At 46.6% G+C, this 17,673-nt stretch carries 19 protein-coding genes; 9 read left to right on the top strand and 10 right to left on the bottom strand.

The genetic code is table 11. The features are described 5' to 3' along the window. The first annotated feature begins 183 nt into the window (after positions 1-183). Complete coding sequence (gene metF, locus GVN20_RS22370; protein WP_166560493.1) at positions 184-1,143, top strand: methylenetetrahydrofolate reductase [NAD(P)H]; 960 nt, start codon at positions 184-186, stop codon at positions 1,141-1,143. Positions 1,144-1,208: 65 nt separating this feature from the next. On the opposite strand, the gene GVN20_RS22365 is transcribed toward metF, so the two are convergent. Further along, complete coding sequence (locus GVN20_RS22365; RefSeq protein ID WP_166560492.1) at positions 1,209-1,535, bottom strand: hypothetical protein; 327 nt, start codon at positions 1,533-1,535, stop codon at positions 1,209-1,211. A gap of 445 nt (positions 1,536-1,980) precedes the next feature. On the opposite strand from GVN20_RS22365, the gene GVN20_RS22360 reads away from it, so the two are divergent. From GVN20_RS22360 to GVN20_RS22350, 3 genes are read left to right on the top strand one after another with little or no spacing between them, the layout of a single operon-like run. After that, the gene (locus GVN20_RS22360; RefSeq protein ID WP_166560491.1) at positions 1,981-2,874 is read left to right on the top strand and encodes an OmpA family protein; all 894 of its coding nucleotides are present in this window, start codon (positions 1,981-1,983) and stop codon (positions 2,872-2,874) included. A gap of 33 nt (positions 2,875-2,907) precedes the next feature. Beyond that, a complete protein-coding gene (locus tag GVN20_RS22355) occupies positions 2,908-3,429 on the top strand; it encodes a hypothetical protein (protein WP_166560490.1) in 522 nt (173 codons plus the stop codon). 30 nt (positions 3,430-3,459) lie between these two features. Further along, positions 3,460-3,993, top strand: coding sequence for a hypothetical protein (locus tag GVN20_RS22350; RefSeq protein ID WP_166560489.1), 534 nt, complete (start codon positions 3,460-3,462; stop codon positions 3,991-3,993). Between the two features lie 58 nt (positions 3,994-4,051). On the opposite strand, the gene GVN20_RS22345 is transcribed toward GVN20_RS22350, so the two are convergent. The 3 genes from GVN20_RS22345 to GVN20_RS22335 form a co-directional block, all read right to left on the bottom strand. Next, positions 4,052-5,326 (bottom strand): mandelate racemase/muconate lactonizing enzyme family protein, encoded by a 1,275-nt coding sequence (locus GVN20_RS22345; protein ID WP_166560488.1) that lies wholly within the window; start codon positions 5,324-5,326, stop codon positions 4,052-4,054. 44 nt (positions 5,327-5,370) lie between these two features. Then, positions 5,371-6,315 carry an RraA family protein gene (locus tag GVN20_RS22340; protein ID WP_166560487.1) on the bottom strand — a complete coding sequence of 315 codons (945 nt, stop codon included), beginning with the start codon at positions 6,313-6,315 and terminating at the stop codon, positions 5,371-5,373. Between the two features lie 112 nt (positions 6,316-6,427). Then, positions 6,428-7,567: a hypothetical protein gene (locus GVN20_RS22335; RefSeq protein ID WP_166560486.1), complete on the bottom strand. Its 1,140-nt coding sequence runs from the start codon at positions 7,565-7,567 to the stop codon at positions 6,428-6,430. A 53-nt stretch (positions 7,568-7,620) separates the two neighbouring features. Between GVN20_RS22335 and GVN20_RS22330 the strand changes: the two genes are divergently transcribed. The 3 genes from GVN20_RS22330 to GVN20_RS22320 are packed head-to-tail and all read left to right on the top strand — an operon-like array spanning position 7,621 to position 9,297. Then, positions 7,621-8,115, top strand: coding sequence for a dCMP deaminase family protein (locus GVN20_RS22330; RefSeq protein WP_114070497.1), 495 nt, complete (start codon positions 7,621-7,623; stop codon positions 8,113-8,115). Positions 8,116-8,173: 58 nt separating this feature from the next. Continuing rightward, a complete protein-coding gene (locus GVN20_RS22325) occupies positions 8,174-8,770 on the top strand; it encodes an ACP phosphodiesterase (RefSeq protein ID WP_166560485.1) in 597 nt (198 codons plus the stop codon). A 26-nt stretch (positions 8,771-8,796) separates the two neighbouring features. After that, entirely contained in the window at positions 8,797-9,297 is a 501-nt protein-coding gene (locus GVN20_RS22320; protein WP_166560484.1) for an MOSC domain-containing protein, read from the top strand. Here GVN20_RS22320 and GVN20_RS22315 read toward each other — a convergent pair. Beyond that, positions 9,294-10,190, bottom strand: coding sequence for a hypothetical protein (locus GVN20_RS22315; protein WP_166560483.1), 897 nt, complete (start codon positions 10,188-10,190; stop codon positions 9,294-9,296). The two genes, GVN20_RS22320 and GVN20_RS22315, sit on opposite strands and share 4 nt — an antisense overlap. 89 nt (positions 10,191-10,279) lie before the next feature. Between GVN20_RS22315 and GVN20_RS22310 the strand changes: the two genes are divergently transcribed. Next, positions 10,280-12,112, top strand: a complete 1,833-nt coding sequence (locus tag GVN20_RS22310) for a DNA polymerase III subunit gamma/tau (RefSeq protein WP_166560482.1) — start codon at positions 10,280-10,282, stop codon at positions 12,110-12,112. Between the two features lie 71 nt (positions 12,113-12,183). After that, entirely contained in the window at positions 12,184-13,269 is a 1,086-nt protein-coding gene (locus GVN20_RS22305; RefSeq protein ID WP_166560481.1) for a Gfo/Idh/MocA family protein, read from the top strand. A 158-nt stretch (positions 13,270-13,427) separates the two neighbouring features. Here GVN20_RS22305 and GVN20_RS22300 read toward each other — a convergent pair whose 3' ends face one another. The 5 genes from GVN20_RS22300 to GVN20_RS22280 form a co-directional block, all read right to left on the bottom strand. Continuing rightward, on the bottom strand, positions 13,428-13,619 hold the full coding sequence (locus tag GVN20_RS22300; protein ID WP_166560480.1) for a hypothetical protein: 192 nt from the start codon (positions 13,617-13,619) through the stop codon (positions 13,428-13,430). Positions 13,620-13,680: 61 nt separating this feature from the next. After that, complete coding sequence (locus GVN20_RS22295; protein ID WP_166560479.1) at positions 13,681-14,433, bottom strand: amidohydrolase family protein; 753 nt, start codon at positions 14,431-14,433, stop codon at positions 13,681-13,683. Continuing rightward, positions 14,420-15,766, bottom strand: a complete 1,347-nt coding sequence (locus tag GVN20_RS22290) for a dipeptidase (RefSeq protein ID WP_166560478.1) — start codon at positions 15,764-15,766, stop codon at positions 14,420-14,422. Before GVN20_RS22290 ends, GVN20_RS22295 begins: the two co-directional genes overlap by 14 nt. Positions 15,767-15,768: 2 nt before the next feature. Beyond that, positions 15,769-16,776, bottom strand: a complete 1,008-nt coding sequence (locus tag GVN20_RS22285; RefSeq protein ID WP_166560477.1) for a hypothetical protein — start codon at positions 16,774-16,776, stop codon at positions 15,769-15,771. A 180-nt stretch (positions 16,777-16,956) separates the two neighbouring features. Next, positions 16,957-17,640 carry a hypothetical protein gene (locus GVN20_RS22280; RefSeq protein ID WP_166560476.1) on the bottom strand — a complete coding sequence of 228 codons (684 nt, stop codon included), beginning with the start codon at positions 17,638-17,640 and terminating at the stop codon, positions 16,957-16,959. Positions 17,641-17,673 lie beyond the last annotated feature (33 nt).

Genomic DNA, 17,673 nt, shown 5'->3' with positions numbered 1-17,673 from the left:
TTTATCAGAAAAATTGCCCGCAAAAGTACTGTTTTCTGCGGATAAATGCAATCGAAATGCAGGAGTTTTTAGCTTTAGTGAATGTTTTTTTTCCTGAATTGTTATCATACAAACGCAGGAAGCACTTTTTAGGCTAGATAATCGGCCACTTGTGTATCTTTGCATTCCAAATGAACAGCACGCATGACCAAAATTACCGACTACATTCAGCAGGCCAACGGAAAAACTTTGTTTTCACTGGAAGTTATTCCACCACTTAAGGGGAGCAGCATCAAGGAGTTATTGGCCAACATTGAGCCATTGATGGATTTTAAACCTCCATTTATTGATGTTACCTACCACCGGGAAGAGTACATCGAACAGATGCTCCCCGACGGGACCGTAAAACACATCGTAACGCGCAAACGTCCTGGAACATTAGGGATTTGTAGCTCCATCATGCACAAATTTGGCGTGGATGCGGTTCCTCACGTACTGTGTGGTGGATTTTCGCGGGAAGAAACCGAAGATTTTTTGATGGATTTACACTATTTGGGTATTGATAATGTGTTGGTTTTGCGCGGAGATCCCGCCAAGCCTTACAAGACCTTTAAACCCAAAACAAACGGCCACGAGTACGCCAGTCAATTGGTGGAGCAAGTAGCCAACATGAACAAAGGCCAGTACCTGCATGAAGGCGTAGAAGCACTGACACCGACAGATTTTTGTATTGGAGTGGCGGCGTATCCTGAAAAACACTTTGAAGCGGTTGATTTCGATGCTGATTTTGAATATTTAAAACAAAAAATTGCGCTGGGAGCCGATTACATCGTTACACAGATGTTTTTTGATAACAGCAAATATTTTGAGTTTGTAAAGCGCTGCCGAGAAGCGGGCATTACGGTTCCGATTATTCCGGGTTTAAAGCCGCTTTCAACCAAAAAACAACTAAGTGTTTTGCCGCGTATTTTTTATCTACACATGCCCGATGATTTTGTGAAAGCAGTTGAAGCTTGTGAAAACGATGTGCAGGCCAAACAGGTAGGTAATGAATGGTGTACGCAACAATGCAAAGAATTGATGGCGTTTGGCGTGCCTGTTTTGCACTTTTATACAATGGGTAAGTCTGAAAATATTTACAAAATAGCGTCTCAGTTGTATTAATCTGAACGTAGAGAAACGAGAAAAGCCGCTCATTGAGCGGCTTTTCTCGTTTTGTTAGGTGTTGATTACTTATCGCCAGTACGACGAATCTCAACTTTTACTTCTGCCTTTGGGGCAATCATGGTGTCAGTTGTTTTTTTGGCAATCTCCGTTTTTTCATCAATGCTGATTTTGGTATCTACGACTGTATCCATGGTTGGGAGTAGAGAAATCAGGCGCTGCTCGTTAAGTGAAAAAACGGGGGCCGTTGGTGTATACGTATCTTGCGTTGGTAAAGAAGCCAACAATTCTACAATCTGATTTTGGGTGCGAAGGCTCTTTCCATCTTGAGCTACGGCAATATGTCCAAGTGATAAAACACTTAAAGCGGCGGTGATGATGAACGTTTTCATAATGGGTACTTTGTTTTAATTTAACGATTTAGTATTTGTTATTGGCTGTTATTCCTTTTTTGACACTGCAAAGGTGCAGGGTTCTGTCGACTTCGAAAAGTGAAATTGGATGAGTGGGTATTTTTTAGTGATGAATGGTGTGAAATTTTCGGTCAAACCAAAATATATTCTGTTTTTGTCTGTATAATTGTATGTTGTAAATAAAAAATTATATATTAAATACGTTTTATTATATATTTAACAGAATTATATTTTGTTTATAATTTGTTGAAATATGATAATGGTGTATTCTAATTTCCTGTTTTCTTACCAATAAAGTTTAAGTTATTTTATTGTACTATTTTTATTACTTTTTGTAAAAATCATTGTTATTGAGATACTTATTGTTATTTTCACAGTCATAAGTGCTGTTATTCTATTCTTCCCTCTTTAACCTCTTATTTCTATGGCTTCAAGTGTCAAAACGCTTGCGTGGATTTTGCTCATTGGCTGGATGGGCGGGTCCACTTACTGGCACATTTGCAAAATCAAAATGTTATGTGACGGTCCTTCCGAAGTAAGTACCGCTACGCCCGCTGGTTATTCTGTCCCTGCCCTCAGTATAGTGGATGGAAACACTCTTAGTTTATCTTCGGCGATGAATTTTGGCTTTAAAAAGTCGATGCCCGAGCCTAATTATGCCAATGTTAAAAAAGAGTTGGACTCATTAGCGGCCTACCTTAAAGTAAATTCTGGCCGAAAACTGACAATTACTGGGCTTTATTCTTCTGTTGAACAAAATGACACCTCCTTCCCTGATTTGGGCTTAGCGCGTGCGGATGCCCTGAAACAGTATTTGGTACAGGCGGGAGTGCCAGGAAGTCAGTTGGCGACGACAAGTAAATTGATTGACTTAACCTTTAGCGCCGATGACTCTACGCACGGGATGGAGTTTGGGTTTGACAGTTTGATGATTCCAAAAACGGAAGAGGCGCTTGCCGCGGCGGAGAAATACGAAAATGTATTCAAAACCATGGATTTGTACTTCAAAACCGCCAAAGCGGATTATATCAAAACGCCCGAGAATGAGAAATTTATCGAAGAAGCAATCAAATACCTAGCGGCCAATAAGGATAAAAAACTTGCCTTAACGGGTCATACCGACAACGACGGTACGGATGAAACAAACCTGAAGCTTTCTAAAATCCGGGCAGGAAGTGTGAAGGCATTATTGATGAAAAGAGGAATTTCAGAAGCCCAGTTGGTGACTGATGCCAAAGGTGAGTCGCAACCAAAAGCCTCCAACGACACTCCTGAGGGCCGTAAAGCCAACCGTCGGGTAAGTATTATTGTGCAATAAATTTGTCAATTCGGTAAAACTCCTATTTATATTATGTACTCACATTTTAATCCGTTTGCTTCGGGAGATGCCTGGTGGCAACATATATTGATGCTGGTGATAGCGGCTGTATTGGGTTACATCATTGGCTATATTTCGGCAAAAAGTAAGGCCGATAGTTTACGGGCAGAATTGCAGGCGCTCGAAATCGATATTGATGAATGTCAACAGAGCAAAAAGGAAATAGGCGCGGTTACTCCGCCGGTCGCAAAGGCGGCCGCTATTGTAGCTCCCTTTCCTGCACCCGTTGTTGTTACTACGCCCGATGATTTGAAAGTCGTGGAAGGGATTGGGCCGAAAATTGAGAAACTGCTCAATCAAGAAGGTATTTTGACCTTTGCTCAGTTGGCGAAAACCTCGCCTGAGCGAATCAAAGAAATATTGGTGGCTGCGGGGCCCCGTTATCAAATGCACAACCCCGCTACGTGGCCCGAACAATCAGCACTAGCCCGCGACGGCCAATGGGACGCGCTCAAGACATGGCAGGATGAGCTCAACAAAGGCCGTACACATTAATGGTTTTACCCTTAAAATAGATTAATCACTATGATTATACTACAAGCTACTTCAATAAGTCAGAACTTTTGGATTGCAGGATTGGAGGCCCTCGCCCTGTTGGCCTTAGCCGCTTATATTGGCTGGTGGATTGCCCGCCGTACTTTTGCGGTTGAGTTGGCCAGTCTGGAAGCCGACGTTCATACGCGTCATAAAGAACTCAATGATTGCCACAAGAGCAAGTTGATACACTCAACGCCTGCCCCAGGCCGAATTCCAGAGCCAGTTCAACCAGAAAGTCTTAAAGTGATGCCCGTAATTCCGAGTGAACCCGACGATTTGGAAATTATTGAGGGCATTGGACCCAAAATCGAGGAGTTGCTCAATCAGAAAGGGATTTTGACGTTTGCGCAGTTGGCCCAAACGCCCGCCGAATCTATCAAGGAAATACTCAATGCAGCGGGGCCGCGTTTTCAGATTCATGACCCTACTACTTGGCCAGAACAAGCTTCTTTGGCCCGTGATGGGAAATGGGATGAACTCAAAAAATGGCAAGATGAGCTGAATAAAGGCAGATTGGATTGAGGTCATTTATCAATCAGAAAGCCCCAATTTTCGGGGCTTTCTGATTGAAGTAGAGGGCTTATTCAAAGAAAGGAACCCCTTTTGGGGCGTATTTACGCATTCCCTCTTCGTTGATTTCCACACCGACCCCTGGTTTTTCAGAAAGCGGAATATACCCGTCTTTCACCATTGGCCCGTCAAACGTCACGATTTCTTTGAACATCGGTTCTTCGTGGAAATAAATCTGCCACTCCAAAATCAAAAAGTTAGGTACCGAAGCGCACACGTGGCTGGAAGCCATGGCCCCCAAATACGAAGCCACCATGTGTGGTGCAAACGGCACGTAGTATAAGTTGGCGAGGTTGGCTATACGCTGGCCTTCACCGAGCCCGCCTGCTTTTTGGAGATCGGGCATCACGATGTCTACTGCCCCCAACTCCAACAGTTTTCGGAAGCCGTGCGCCAAATAGTGGTTCTCTCCCGCACAAATGGGCGTTTGGGTAGAGTCCCGGACTGTCTTATAGGCTTCGGGGTTTTCGGCGGGAAAGGGCTCTTCCAAAAACAATAATTTCAGCGGTTCCATCATCTTAGCTACACGCTTGCCAGTGGTGGTGTCGTAGCGTCCGTGCATGTCCACACAAATGTCGATTTTGGGCCCGACTGCTTCCCGAACAGCGGCAATTTGGTTATACATTCGTTCCAGTTCTCCATTGCTTGCGGTCCAGTTGTAAGCGTCGTACTTGTTGGGGTCATTGCGCTCGTCAATGTCGTATTTTACAGCGGTAAAGCCCATTTTGACAGCGGCTTTGGCGCTTTCGGCAAAGGCAGCAGGGCCTGTTTGGGTGGTTCTGTACGCACCAGTATCGCAATAAACGCGGATTTTGTCCCGAAATTTTCCGCCCAATAACTGATATACGGGCATTCCGAGCGCTTTGCCAGCCAAATCCCACAGGGCAGACTCGACCGCAGACAAAACGGCAATGTACATCCCCGCCTGCGCTCCTTCAAAAAAACCAGCCCGGCGCACATCTTCAAACAAGCGGTGTACATTGAGCGGATTTTTTCCCTTGATACGCTCGCCCATCATTTTGACCAGATGGTAGGTACCAGGCGTTGCATCCACGCCTTCACCGCAACCGTGAATGCCCTGATTGGTATAAATTTTAACAAATAAACTGTGCCCGTTACGGATAAATCCACATTTAATATCGGTGATTTTTAAATCAGAAGGGGCAGAAGATTGGGGCGTGCGTTGGAGTGCAGTTTCAAGTCCTTGGCCATAACTGCTGAGGGTTGAAAGCCCCAAAGCAGTGGTAATGGCACTTTTGGTTAAAAAGTCGCGGCGGGAGGTCATTGGATTTTAGAAAGGTTAAAAATGGAAGGAAAAGGGTTTACACTTTACCAAGTGCGATTTTTCAAATATTCTTGAATTTGTTCTTTCGGTACAGGAAGCTCATTGATGTGCGAATTGAGCCATTTCGAAAAATCTTTTTCAATCTCGTCCGACCAGCGATTGTCGATTTGGCCCGCCGTGTATTTTTGCTCGCGGAGCCGTTCGTGGCCAAACATGTCCCGCAGGCGCACGATTTCTGAAGTAGTTACTACCTTTTCGGCCAAATGCGGCGGAATAAACGTCACGGCCCCGTCGCGCCCCAGCACTACGTCGCCGGGCATGACCATTACCTTGCCAATGCGCGTGGGGTGATTAATGCCCACCAAGGTAGTATTCAGTTCACCATCAGGATTATTGAGGTGGTGCGAAGGGTGATAAGTGCGGAAGAAAGAGGTAAAACCGCCGATTTCTTTCAGACCCGCAATGTCGCGAATGGCACCTTCGTACACGATGCCGTTGCCCGTTTTGGCGTAGATAGAATTTCCTAGATTATCGCCAATGGTGGGGCCGTTTTCGTGCGCTCCGAATTGGTCCACCACGTACACATCGCCTCTGACGAGCAGGTCAATCGGCCATGAATTCTGGGACTTGATGCGCCCCTCTTTTTCGTGCCCTTTTTTATCAATCACGCGGTGAACATCTGGCCGCCCGGGCATAAACGTTGCGGTCAAGGCTCGGCCCACCAACACGCTGTCGGGGTTGATGCATTGCCAGCCTTCGGCATATTGAAATTTATAATTTGCCCCTTTCATCACCGCCCATGCTTCTTCGTGGGTGACGAGCCTCATGCGTTTGAGGAGTGCATCGGAAACTTTGGGGCGACCGTCGGCAAAGCGTTCTCCTTTCCATTCGGGGGTCAGAAAAAGGAGCTCTTCTTTGGAAATTTGTTGGGCAAATAGGGGTAAGGTAAGTACCCCCCATAGAATAGCGGAGAAAAAGAGTGGTTTCACAAGATACTAAGTTGAAGATTAAAGGTTTTACTTTAAAAGCATGTGCTCCTCAAAACTTACTTTTGCGCTATTTTTTCTATTAATGTTTCTGTTTTATGGATTAAAATTAACCCTATTTTGCTGAAGGTTTTATTCCGTAACTGTGCAATTCGTCGCGTATCTTTTTTACCCAACTTGCCTGCATTCCTTGGTTGATTCCGTGGTTGGTTTCGTCGTCGTATTGCTGCTGAAGCTGCGTATGAAGCCGAAAATATTCCAGATACTGATATTGAATCTCGCTACTAAAGTCTTCGACCGAAAATGTCATGCTTTGTACTTTTCTTTTGAAGCGCTCCGCTATGATGCGAGTTACGTCAAAATGAAGCTGTTCGTGGTCGAGAACGTAGGCGTTTTTGGAATCGGGCCGAACCCATGAGATGGTTTTGTCAATCCAAACTTTGGTCCGAACCCGCAGCTCTACGGTGCGATTTTTGACGGAGGAGCGAGCTTCAAATCCGAAACTCGTAAACACCTGCGCTGCCCAACGGTTAAATACGCTGGGGGCACCCTGAAAATCCAACCACGTAAGCGGGCGATTGGGGTTATAATACACCAGTGAGTCGGCTTTGGCGGGCGCGATAAGGCTATCATCCTCGATAATGACAGTGACACTTTTCGCAAAAATATCGGATACGTTCACGCTTTGGGCGTACCATTTACCGAACCCCTTCAATTCATTTTCCAATAACCGCCTGATTTGGGGCTCAATAATATCCTCGGGCGCAATCCCGCTGCGGGTGTAGGTCGTGGTGGCATTGCCGCCAGTAAGGAAGACTCGTTTGCCGTCACGGTATGTTTCAAAGCCTAGGTTCATTTTGATTTTTCCAGTTACTTTGGCGGGAGGTAGCAGGGTTTCACTCACTTGTAATTCTTTGATTACAAGAATAATGGGTGTTAGTGAGTCGGTGTTGGTGGGGTTGAATTGCCGCCTTAAAAACTTGTCGATGGCGGGGGCTGTTCCACCTTGAAGCACGGTGGTTAGGGGCTGGGGCTTACTCCAAACCGTCCCGATATTGGTAGTAATGGGGCGGCTGTCAATGACTTCGACGATAAAAAAACCTTTGGGCTGTACGTTGAGCCTTTCGGATTTCAGGGTGATGGTTTGGGTCTGCGAGAAGCACGGCGTTTTGAGGGCATATTGCACGATAAAAAACAACAAAACCCATGCGATACTACGCTGTATACCTTTCTTATTTGTTACTTTGTCTTTCATTACGTACAAATTACAACGAATACACGACACTTTTAAACTCACTGTTCAAGAAAATGCGTCCTGCTTTTGACGATATATTTATGGAATTGGCCCAAAATCTGGCGCGGCGGTCGCATTGCATCAAAGCGCAGGTAGGGTCTGTCCTCACCAAAGATACGCGGATTATTTCAATCGGTTATAATGGCCCTCCGTCGGGAACCCACAATTGTGATGAAGAATTTCCGGGCGTCGGTTGTCCACGAGATTCAAAAGGAAGTTGTTCTTTGGCCTTACATGCGGAGCAAAATGCCATTTTGTACGCGGTCAAAAATGGCGCAAATCTGGAAGGAACCACGCTGTATGTAACACTTTCGCCCTGTATCGCCTGCGCTCGGGTGATTTTTACGATGAAAATCAAGCGGGTTATTTATCTAAATTCTTACGCTGAATACAAAGGCATCGGTATTGATGAAGGAGTAGAGTTTTTGCGCAAGTTTGGGGTAGAAGTAGATCGGTATATTCCGAAAGAGAATGTTGAAAGTCAATTGTCTATTGACCATTTAAAATAACATTTTCTGCGCTTTTTCTGACAAAACCCCATCGGTCATCCGTAATTGAACCTCGCCAATGAACTACCTCGCCCATTTTTATTTGTCTTTTGAGCAGGAACCATTAATCATTGGCAATTTACTGGGCGATTTTGCCCGTGGCCGCCTTGACCACCCGCGCAATGACCGATACAATTCGTCTATCAAGCAGGGAATTTTGTTGCACCGCCAGATTGATTCATTTACTGATTCACATCCGTTGGGTCAGGCCTGCCGGCAGGCATTACCCAACCATTTTGGCAAATACAAAGGCGTGATTACGGATATGTATTTTGATTATTTTCTGGCAAAACATTTTGCCGATTACCATCATTTATCACTAAAACACTTTACGACGTACGTGTACGGGGTGTTGGAAAAACACCGTTCGGTCTTGTCACAGGAAGCGTTCGGGTTGGTAGATTCGATGATTAAGTACGATTGGTTGTACAATTATCAGTTTCTGGAAGGCATGAATCGGTCGTTTGGTGGAATGTCGCGGCGATACCCTTTTTTGGCGGGCATTGAGCGGGCAGGAGCGGAGCTTTCTGAAAATGAAGCCCTCTATGAGCCGTATTTTCGCGCGTTTTTTCCTGATTTAATTAGCAGCTGCAAAGATTTTCTTTCGTACGATTAGATGAAATTTATCTAACTACTTTAACCATGTTTAATGAACCTACCCCTTTAAAAGAACTGATGAGCCACTTTCCGCAGGCGGGAGAGGTAATTTGGATTGGACTGCGTACGGCTACGCGACAAGAGATTAATATTGTTGAAGAAACCTACGCCCGTATCGGTACGGGATTGGAAGGCGACCGCTACAAAGGTACTGCCGATAGCAAACGCCAGGTGACGCTCATTCAGGCCGAACATTTGGCGGCGGTAGGGTCATATTTAGGGCGTGGAATCATTAACCCTGTGCTGACGCGACGCAACATTGTAGTGCAGGGAATCAACCTATTGGCACTCAAAGACCATCAAATACAGATTGGAGATGCTGTACTTGAGATGACTGGGCTGTGCCATCCCTGCAGCCGCATGGAAGAAGTCCTAGGGCCAGGAGGCTACAACGCCATGCGCGGCCACGGTGGTATCACTGCGCGCGTGGTGCAGGAAGGAAGCATCAAAAATGGAGATAAGGTCACTGTTGTGGGTAAACCTTAAAGATTTACAAAATCTTTGGTGGCGAGATGGTATTTTTTAGTGCCCAGGTGGCCATTTGCTTTTAACTCCTGAAGTTTAGTTTTGAGGGTTTTGATACGCTCTGGATAGTGTACTCGCCCAAGTTCTAACAAGTTTTGCAGTGCTTTTTGGGTATTGCCGTTGGTATTGAGGGCGCTGATAATGTGGCTACTTCTGGCTCTTCCCTGATGCCTAATATCACAAATGACCAGACAAATTTCGTCCAAGACCCCGTCTAGGTTGTATTGGCGGGCATAGCTAGCCATGTTGTTTTTGAAAAGTGAAATGCCCACCTCTACCTGCAACTTGCGATGGGCGGGGTCATTCATGGCCCAATGTACAAACCTGGCGGCAGTGATGAGCTCCTGAAACTCAATTTCATCCAGAGAGGGATTGAGGTATTTCATCAATGCGGTATTTTCCTCTGCACCGGGCGCTGGTTCAAGTGATGAAAGTGTACCATTGGCATTGAGGTAATGAATTAATCCCTCCTTCAGTTGCAATCGTGGAAAGTACTCACGGGCTGCGTCCAAACCCAACAACTTTCTTAGAAAAATTACAAAATCGCCGTTGGGGACGTGGGCCGCATATTGCATAAAACTAAAGGTGAATTTGGCGCGGTCATAGGTATTAAGGCAGAAAAAAGAGCCTTGGCTTTCACACATTGCCGTGGGCGTAATAAAGTAAGCCCAGAAGCCAAATTCTGCTTCATAATCTTCGGGTTTATAAGAAAGCCCGGGGCTGACAGTAACGTTAAAAAGGCCGCTATTGCCCTGATAAACCGTTTCTCTGCCAATCAAAAACTTATTGGGCGTACCGATTACTTTTCCGAAATGGGAAGAATTCTGCTTGGAAAATTCAAAGTTGAGAGCCATGAAATTGAGGTTTAGGAAGATGAGTTGAAATTAAATTGAATTTCTAAAAACTCATTTACCGTTTAATAAATCTTGCGTAACTTGCGGCCATGGCAGACAATTTTGTAGTATCGGCTCGAAAATATCGCCCCGTTACGTTTGATACGGTGGTCGGACAGTCGCACATTACCACTACCCTCAAAAATGCAATTCGTACCAATCACCTTGCACAGGCTTTTTTGTTTTGTGGCCCGCGTGGGGTAGGAAAAACGACCAATGCGCGTATTCTAGCCAAAACCATTAATTGCCAGAGCCTTACGGAAGATGTTGAGCCCTGCGGTGAGTGTGAATCATGCGTTGCGTTTCAAAACAATGCCTCTTTCAACGTGCATGAATTGGACGCGGCTTCCAACAACTCCGTCGATGATATTCGAAATCTGATTGACCAGGTACGATATCCGCCACAAACGGGTAAGTACAAAATCTACATCATTGACGAGGTCCACATGCTGTCTTCGGCGGCGTTCAATGCGTTTTTGAAGACGCTCGAAGAGCCACCCAGCTACGCCATCTTTATTCTGGCAACCACGGAAAAACACAAGATTTTGCCGACGATTCTGTCACGTTGTCAAATCTTCGATTTTAACCGGATTCAACCGCGCGACATTGCCGACCATATTGAGCAAATTGCGAAGAAAGAAGGCATCAAAACCGAGCGCGAAGCCCTCGAACTTATTGCCCAAAAAGCCGACGGTGGGCTTCGTGATGCGCTTTCGATGTTTGACCTCAACGTGACCTTTTCGACCGATAATACGGTGCGCTACAAAGAGGTTCTCCAAAATCTTCACATTCTAGACTACGATTATTATTTCCGATTGACGGATGCGCTTTTGGCGGGAAATCTTTCGGAAACACTTTTGATATTTAACGAAGTTCTGAAAAAAGGCTTTGACGGGCATTTGTTCGTAATTGGAATGTTAGAGCATTTTCGTAACCTGTTGGTATCCAAAGATGCAGCCACGGTGCAGTTGCTCGAAGTATCCGAAACCGCCAAGAATAAATACCTTGATCAATCAACGCGGGCGTCGCTTTCCTTCTTATTGTCGGCCCTGAGCGTTGGGGGGCAGTGCGATATTAACTACAAAGCCTCTAAGCAGCAACGGCTACACGTAGAGCTGTGCCTAATGAAAATGGCCAAGCTTACCGAGGTGCTGGACTTGGAAGCCCTCGCGGCCGACGAAAAAAAAAAGCCTAACGTAGGGGCAGGCCTTGCGTCTGCCCAACCAGGGCTGGGCGGTGTACCGCTTGCGTCTGCTCAAAACGGTAATAACGGTTCTTCGCCAAACGCGCAGGCAAGCCCTGCAAATAGGATAGACGCCAATCCCGCATCCTCGTCGTCGTTGCCCACAACGGCTGAGCCTACCATAACCTATCAAAATGCACCTAGCGGCAAAGGATTGCCGTTGGGGAAACTGCGCTCAACGGTCAATTTAAGCACCTCCATTACCGATACACCCGCGCCTACGCAGGTTTCCAAACCCGTAGAAGTCGCGCTGGATGCCTTGCCCGAAAAAGACCTTCCCGTGACTATGGAGGCCCTGAAAGAAGTTTGGGCTGAATTTTCTCGAATGCGTGAGCAAAACGGTGGTGCCGTGAGTGAGCAGATTATGCTTAATCGTGATTTTATATTTGAGAATATGACCATTGAGTTGGTATTGGACAACCTGCATCAGGAAACCCTGCTCAATGAAATCAAACCGACGTTATTGGGTTATCTTCGCCGAAAGCTCCAAAACCGTCAGATTCAGCTTTCTCACCAAATTGCGCAAAGTGATGGGAAGCGCAACCCCTACACGCCGCAGGAGAAATTCAACGTATTGGCCGAGCGCAATCCCGCCCTCATTGACTTGCAGCGGCTGCTAGGGCTGGAGGTTGATTTTTAGGGATTTTTGAGTAGATTAAGAGGATTATCGCGTTTATTACTAAACGTTTAACCCTCTTAATTATCTTGTCTATGTTCTCTCGTCGCGACTTTCTCATTCAGGCTGCTTTAGGTGGTGCTGCTTCGCTTATATCTCCCAATACGTTGTTTTCGGCTACGCGCCCCAAAAAAGATAAATTGGGCGTGGCATTGGTGGGGTTGGGCTACTACAGCACCGATTTGTTGGCCCCTGCTTTGCAATTGACCAAGAATTGCCAGTTGGTAGGAATTGTGACGGGTACGCCTTCAAAAGCTGAAACCTGGAAAAAGAAATATAATCTCGCCGATAAAAATATTTATAATTACCAAAATTTCGACCAAATCGCCAACAATCCCGACATCGACATCGTCTATGTGGTGTTGCCGCCCAGTATGCACCGCGAATTTGTGGTGCGGGCTGCCAAAGCGGGCAAGCAGGTGTTTTGCGAAAAGCCCATGGCACCGAGCGTGGCGGATTGTGAAGCCATGATTAAGGCTTGTGCTAATAACAAGGTAAAATTGGCGATTGGGTATCGCTGTCAGCATGACCCCAACACGCAGGCGTATCAGAAATTTGCCAAAGAGAGCACCTTCGGCAAAGTTCGTATGGTGACCTGCGGCGCGGGATATTTTGACGCTCGTACTACGCACTGGAAACAAAACAAAGCCCTCGGGGGCGGTGTCATGGGCGACATGGGTGTGTATGCCCTTCAGGGAGCGCGCTTGGCCACGGGCGAAGAACCGATTTCGGTCACGGCGCAGTTTCATACTACACGTCCCGATATTTACAAAGAAGTGGAAGAGACGGCTACGTTCCAATTGGAATTTCCGAGTGGTGCATTGGCGGCTTGCCATACCAGTTTCGGTATCAATATGAATTATTTACAAGCCAATTGCGAAAAAGGTTGGTTTAAAATGGAGCCGTTTTCGAGCTACACCGGAAACAAAGGAAGTAGCCCGCTGGGACCCATCAATTTCCCCCTCGAAAATCAGCAGGCCCGACAACTCGACGAAGATGCCGAAGCCCTCATGAAAGGTACTGCGCTGATTGCCCCTGGCGAAGAAGGTCTGCGCGACATTCGCGTGGTAGAAGCTATTTACAAATCCGTAGCTGCGGGCGGGAAGATGATTAAAATTTAAGTCGGGACTTTATTCAACTTTATAATAGGGGGCGAGGCATTTGTCTCGCTCTTTTTTGTCATAAGGATTTCGTATTCTAAATGCTCCGCGTCAGGCTTAGGGAACCGAAAAACTGCAAAATGAAAACCGCAGGACGGCCCCGTGTAAAATGCAAAAGACTAATCAGTTACTTTGTTTAGCATTCCTACGCCCACAAACAAAAACAATGCGCCGACGATAAAAGGCACGAGGGTTTCCCATTTGGTGAGTGTGAATCCTAAGACTGCTTTGTCGGACATGAAGGCGATACACGCAAAAAGTATAAAAATGATGCCCATGCTGGTGAGAATTGTTCCAATCGTACGTTTCATTATCAATGTTGGTTTATGGGGGCGAAAATAGGTCTTTTAAGGTAAGTATCCAATTTGTGCATCAATAGGCGGATTGTTTTGTCTTAACCTTAGACGTTAATTTTAGAAAATTCTCACCCAACATGAGCTGAAGGTCTTCTTGGGGCGCTTTCAGCGCGTATATTTTTGCGATTTCAACGGCAGGATGCAGCCACGGCCCATCGGTTCCGAATAAAATCTTGCTTGCACCCGCTCGTTGATAGGCCATTTCCAACAAATCGAAACGTCGTACGCCAGATGTGTCGGTGTACACATTCGGGTGCCGGGCCAAAAGGTCCAGAAAAGCTAACTGCGCTCGCCAATCATCGGCAAAACTGCTCAAATGGGGAATAATAAAGTTGACGTCCCGGTACTCAGTTGCGATGAGTTCAATGGTCGAGGTTTCGCCAGTGGGGTCGTACAAAACGGGAATGTTGAATGTCCGGGCGGCGGTACATATTTCACGTGAGATGCGGGCGTCGTGTCGATGTACCTTGATACCGCAAAAGCCGTACTCTTCTACGGCCGTTTGTACCATAGAATGAATTCTACCCCGGTCGCGCTCGGCATGAACAAACGCAAATCCATAAAAACGCGCTGGATAGCGACCGACGATTTGGGCTGTTTGGGCATTGGCCTTGGCATAATCGGTGTGAAAAGCGGCAAATAAAACCGTTTTTTGAATTCCCGCTTCGGTCGACCATTGCATAAATTTTTTCAACGGAGCGCGGGTATCCCAAGGGCCCGTAAGCCCGTCGCCCTCCCCGGCGTGGCAGTGGCAATCAATGATAAGCATGGTGCTCAAGGTTTTTGATAAACTGTTTGGACGTTTCTACCCCACGAAAGAAATTGGGAATGTAAAATCTTTCGTTTGGGGCGTGCAGGTTGTCGAACGGAGAAGCAAAACCCATCATGACTACGGGGAGCTGTAACTGTTCTGCCAAGGTGCTTACGATGGGAATGCTGCCTCCTGAGCGCAGCAATACAGGTTTGCGACCGAATACGGTTTGACAAGCGGAAGAAGCTGCCTGAAAAACACCTTCGTCGGGATTCACTTGGTAGGCGTTGCTTTGGGCCGTAACGGAGACTTCTACGCGCAGCCCAGAGGGGCACTGTTGAGCAACATACCGCGATAAAGATTGGGCTACCTGCTTAGAATCCTGATGAGGAACCAACCTGAAATTTATTTTTGCCCGGGCCTGCCGAGGAATCACGCCCTTGCTGCCTTCTCCTTCGTATCCTCCCGAAATGCCCGTGACGGTGAGAGAAGGCCGAATGGTAAGTCGCTCGTAGGCGGTATAATTTTCTTCACCTTTGCCATCCGCCATTTGTATCTCCTGTCTTAGCTGGGCATCAGAGGGGCCATTTTTTCTCATATATGTACGTTCTGCGGCCGAGATTTTGAATACGTCATCATAAAAGCCGGGTAGTGCTATTTGTCCTTTCGAGGTATGCAACTTGGCAATGATATGAGCTAAACCGTGGATTGGGTTTGATGCAATTCCGCCGTATATTCCAGAATGCAGATCGGTACCTTGGCGTGTTACCAATAGCTCGGCGTGGATATTGCCACGAAGGCCGTAGGTTAGGGCGGGTTGGTGCAGGTCCAGCATACGCATATCTGACACCACGGCGCAATCAGCTTTAAACAAAGCTTGGTGTGTGCCTAAAACATTGCTTAAATGTTGGCTTCCGATTTCTTCTTCACCTTCAAATAAACACTTAATATTGATGGGAAGTCGATGTTCGGCCATGAGGCTTTCCACGGCTTTAAGGTGTAAAAACAGTTGACCTTTGTCGTCAGAAACGCCCCTCCCGTAGAGATAATCGCCCCGAATTGTAGGCGCGAAAGGGGGTGTTTCCCATTCGTTTAATGGGTCGGGGGGCTGTACATCATAATGCCCGTAAATCAATAAGGTAGGTTTGGCAGTATCAATCCACTCTTCGGCATATACGACGGGGGGCGCTACCCCAGAGGTCAATTGTGCTACCTGTTGCATTCCCATCTTCTGGAGATGCCTAGCCAGCCAATCGGCGCAATCAAACAGGTGAGAACGATAAGCAGAACCTGAACTCACGCTTGGAATTCGAACGAATTCTTTCCATTCGTTGAGCGTGCGAGTGTACATGTTCAAAAGAAATTTACTGCTTCAAATTCCAGTTCTTTCGATAGTCCGAAGTGTGCCTTAAAGTTAGGGATGTTGCGCAGTACCCCGATTTTTACGCCTTTACCCGTCCGCGAAGAGGGCAAAAAGTTTCGATCTTCTTTGTAATCGAAGTAAGTCGGATTGAGTACGATTTTTTGCCCTTTAAATTCTCCCATTCTTTTCAGCACGTTGATGATGGCGGCTTTCTTTTGGTCTTTGGTCGTTTTGCCCGCAACAGCCTTGTCAATCGCCGCCCCTACGATTGCGTGAGTGGTGGCAGAGAGTGGAATGGTTTGTTTATTCAACTGCTCCAGCGTAACATTGTCAAACAAATCGGCATATTTGAAAGGAATCCAGTGATGTACTTCAATGCCAATGGGTTGAAGTGAGGTAGGGTTGCCAAAGTGATGTTTTCGGGCGTCAAATCGGGCGCTGGCCTTGATGGCATTTTCGGCTTTGAACCCCTGCGTTTTGATGTCCGACCATTTTTTGGTTTTGTTTTGCTCGTAGGTTTCTAATTCTAGTGCTTCCAACAATATTTCCGCCAATATCGATTGAACCCCGCGGACTTCTTTCAAGCGGTCGTATATTCCACTTAGTTCATTGACCAATACCGCCATTTCATAGTCTTGATTTAGTGCGTTTTTGGCGTAACTTTCGGTAAGAATTTCGCCCAAAAGAGTGTTCTCAAGCTCTTTACCGCCTGCGGGGGTGTCTTTTTTGGTTGTTTGCTCGGTATTGTCTTTTCGTCGTTTGTCCTGAACTTGCTGCCAGTCGGCTGCGGCGGTATGCTGTACGGGTGGCTTTGTATCTGACGGAGTGCCTGGTATTAGCCGTGCCAGAATACCTGCTACCGCACCTAATTTTTGGGCTTTGGCTTTATTGCGTCTCCAAAAGGTAGAGAGACTTTCGCGCCAAGTTTCAAACTCGGCTTCCAATTCAGCATTGATTGAGGGCGATGCTTGAGAGGGAGGGATGTGATAAGGCTGCATTGTTTTTAGCGTTTAGAACGGCGTCGCAGTTCGATGAATACTGGTTTTTTCATATGGGGTGGTACGGTTTTTAGGAGCACTTCCCAAGTGCTGAAAAGAATCGTACCGTACTCAGGGCGTGCCGGTATTTCAGGTAAAAATAGCATGGTTGTAAATGAATTAAAGGGTAATTGACTCGGATTAGCGTGTCGACCAACGGTTTACTTTAGGCTGATAGCGTCTTTCCCGAAAGGTAGCAAAGCGGTTACGCGGTTTTATCCAACGAATCCTGACATTGGCATTGGCGGGAAGCACCTGCCCCATGGATGATTTAAGGCCGTTAAGGCAGCTTTTGCAGGGGTGATCCTGAATCAGCATCTGGACTCTCTGAATGTTATCGGCAAATAATGGGTTTACCTGGCGCTGTCGTTTCAGCCATTCAATGGCTTGGCTTTCAGGGTGCACGTGTGTGGTGGCTGAAGTGGGCTGCCATGTGAGCATGTTTATAGCACTGATGTCGGGTTCGGGCAAAAAGATTAGGCCGTTTCTCGATTCATCGGTGTACAGGTACGGGGCAGTCGGCGTTCCAGTGTTTGTTCTTCGATAGACGGTCGGTGGATCGTCGCTGAAATGTTGGAATACCGATGAGGGTAACTGTCGCCGAAAAATGATGCGGATGACCGCCGATGACCGCTCTGGTGGCTTATCCCAACTATCGTTAAGATCGAAGGGACGGAAATCATCCGCATTGTCCAATAACGTGGTTAGGTGCTGCCAGTCGTCCTGCGCTACGGGTTCTTCCACTGGCTCATCGTAATCAAAAGGCTCGTTTTCGTCAAAGAATTGCATGATGCTGAAAAACGTTTTGAGTTCTCTCTGAATCATTGTTTTACGAAAAAAATAGATTCAGAGAGAAAC

The organism is Runella sp. CRIBMP (assembly GCF_009905605.1).
Taxonomy (GTDB): domain Bacteria; phylum Bacteroidota; class Bacteroidia; order Cytophagales; family Spirosomataceae; genus Runella.
This window is presented reverse-complemented; position numbering and strand designations above follow the sequence as displayed.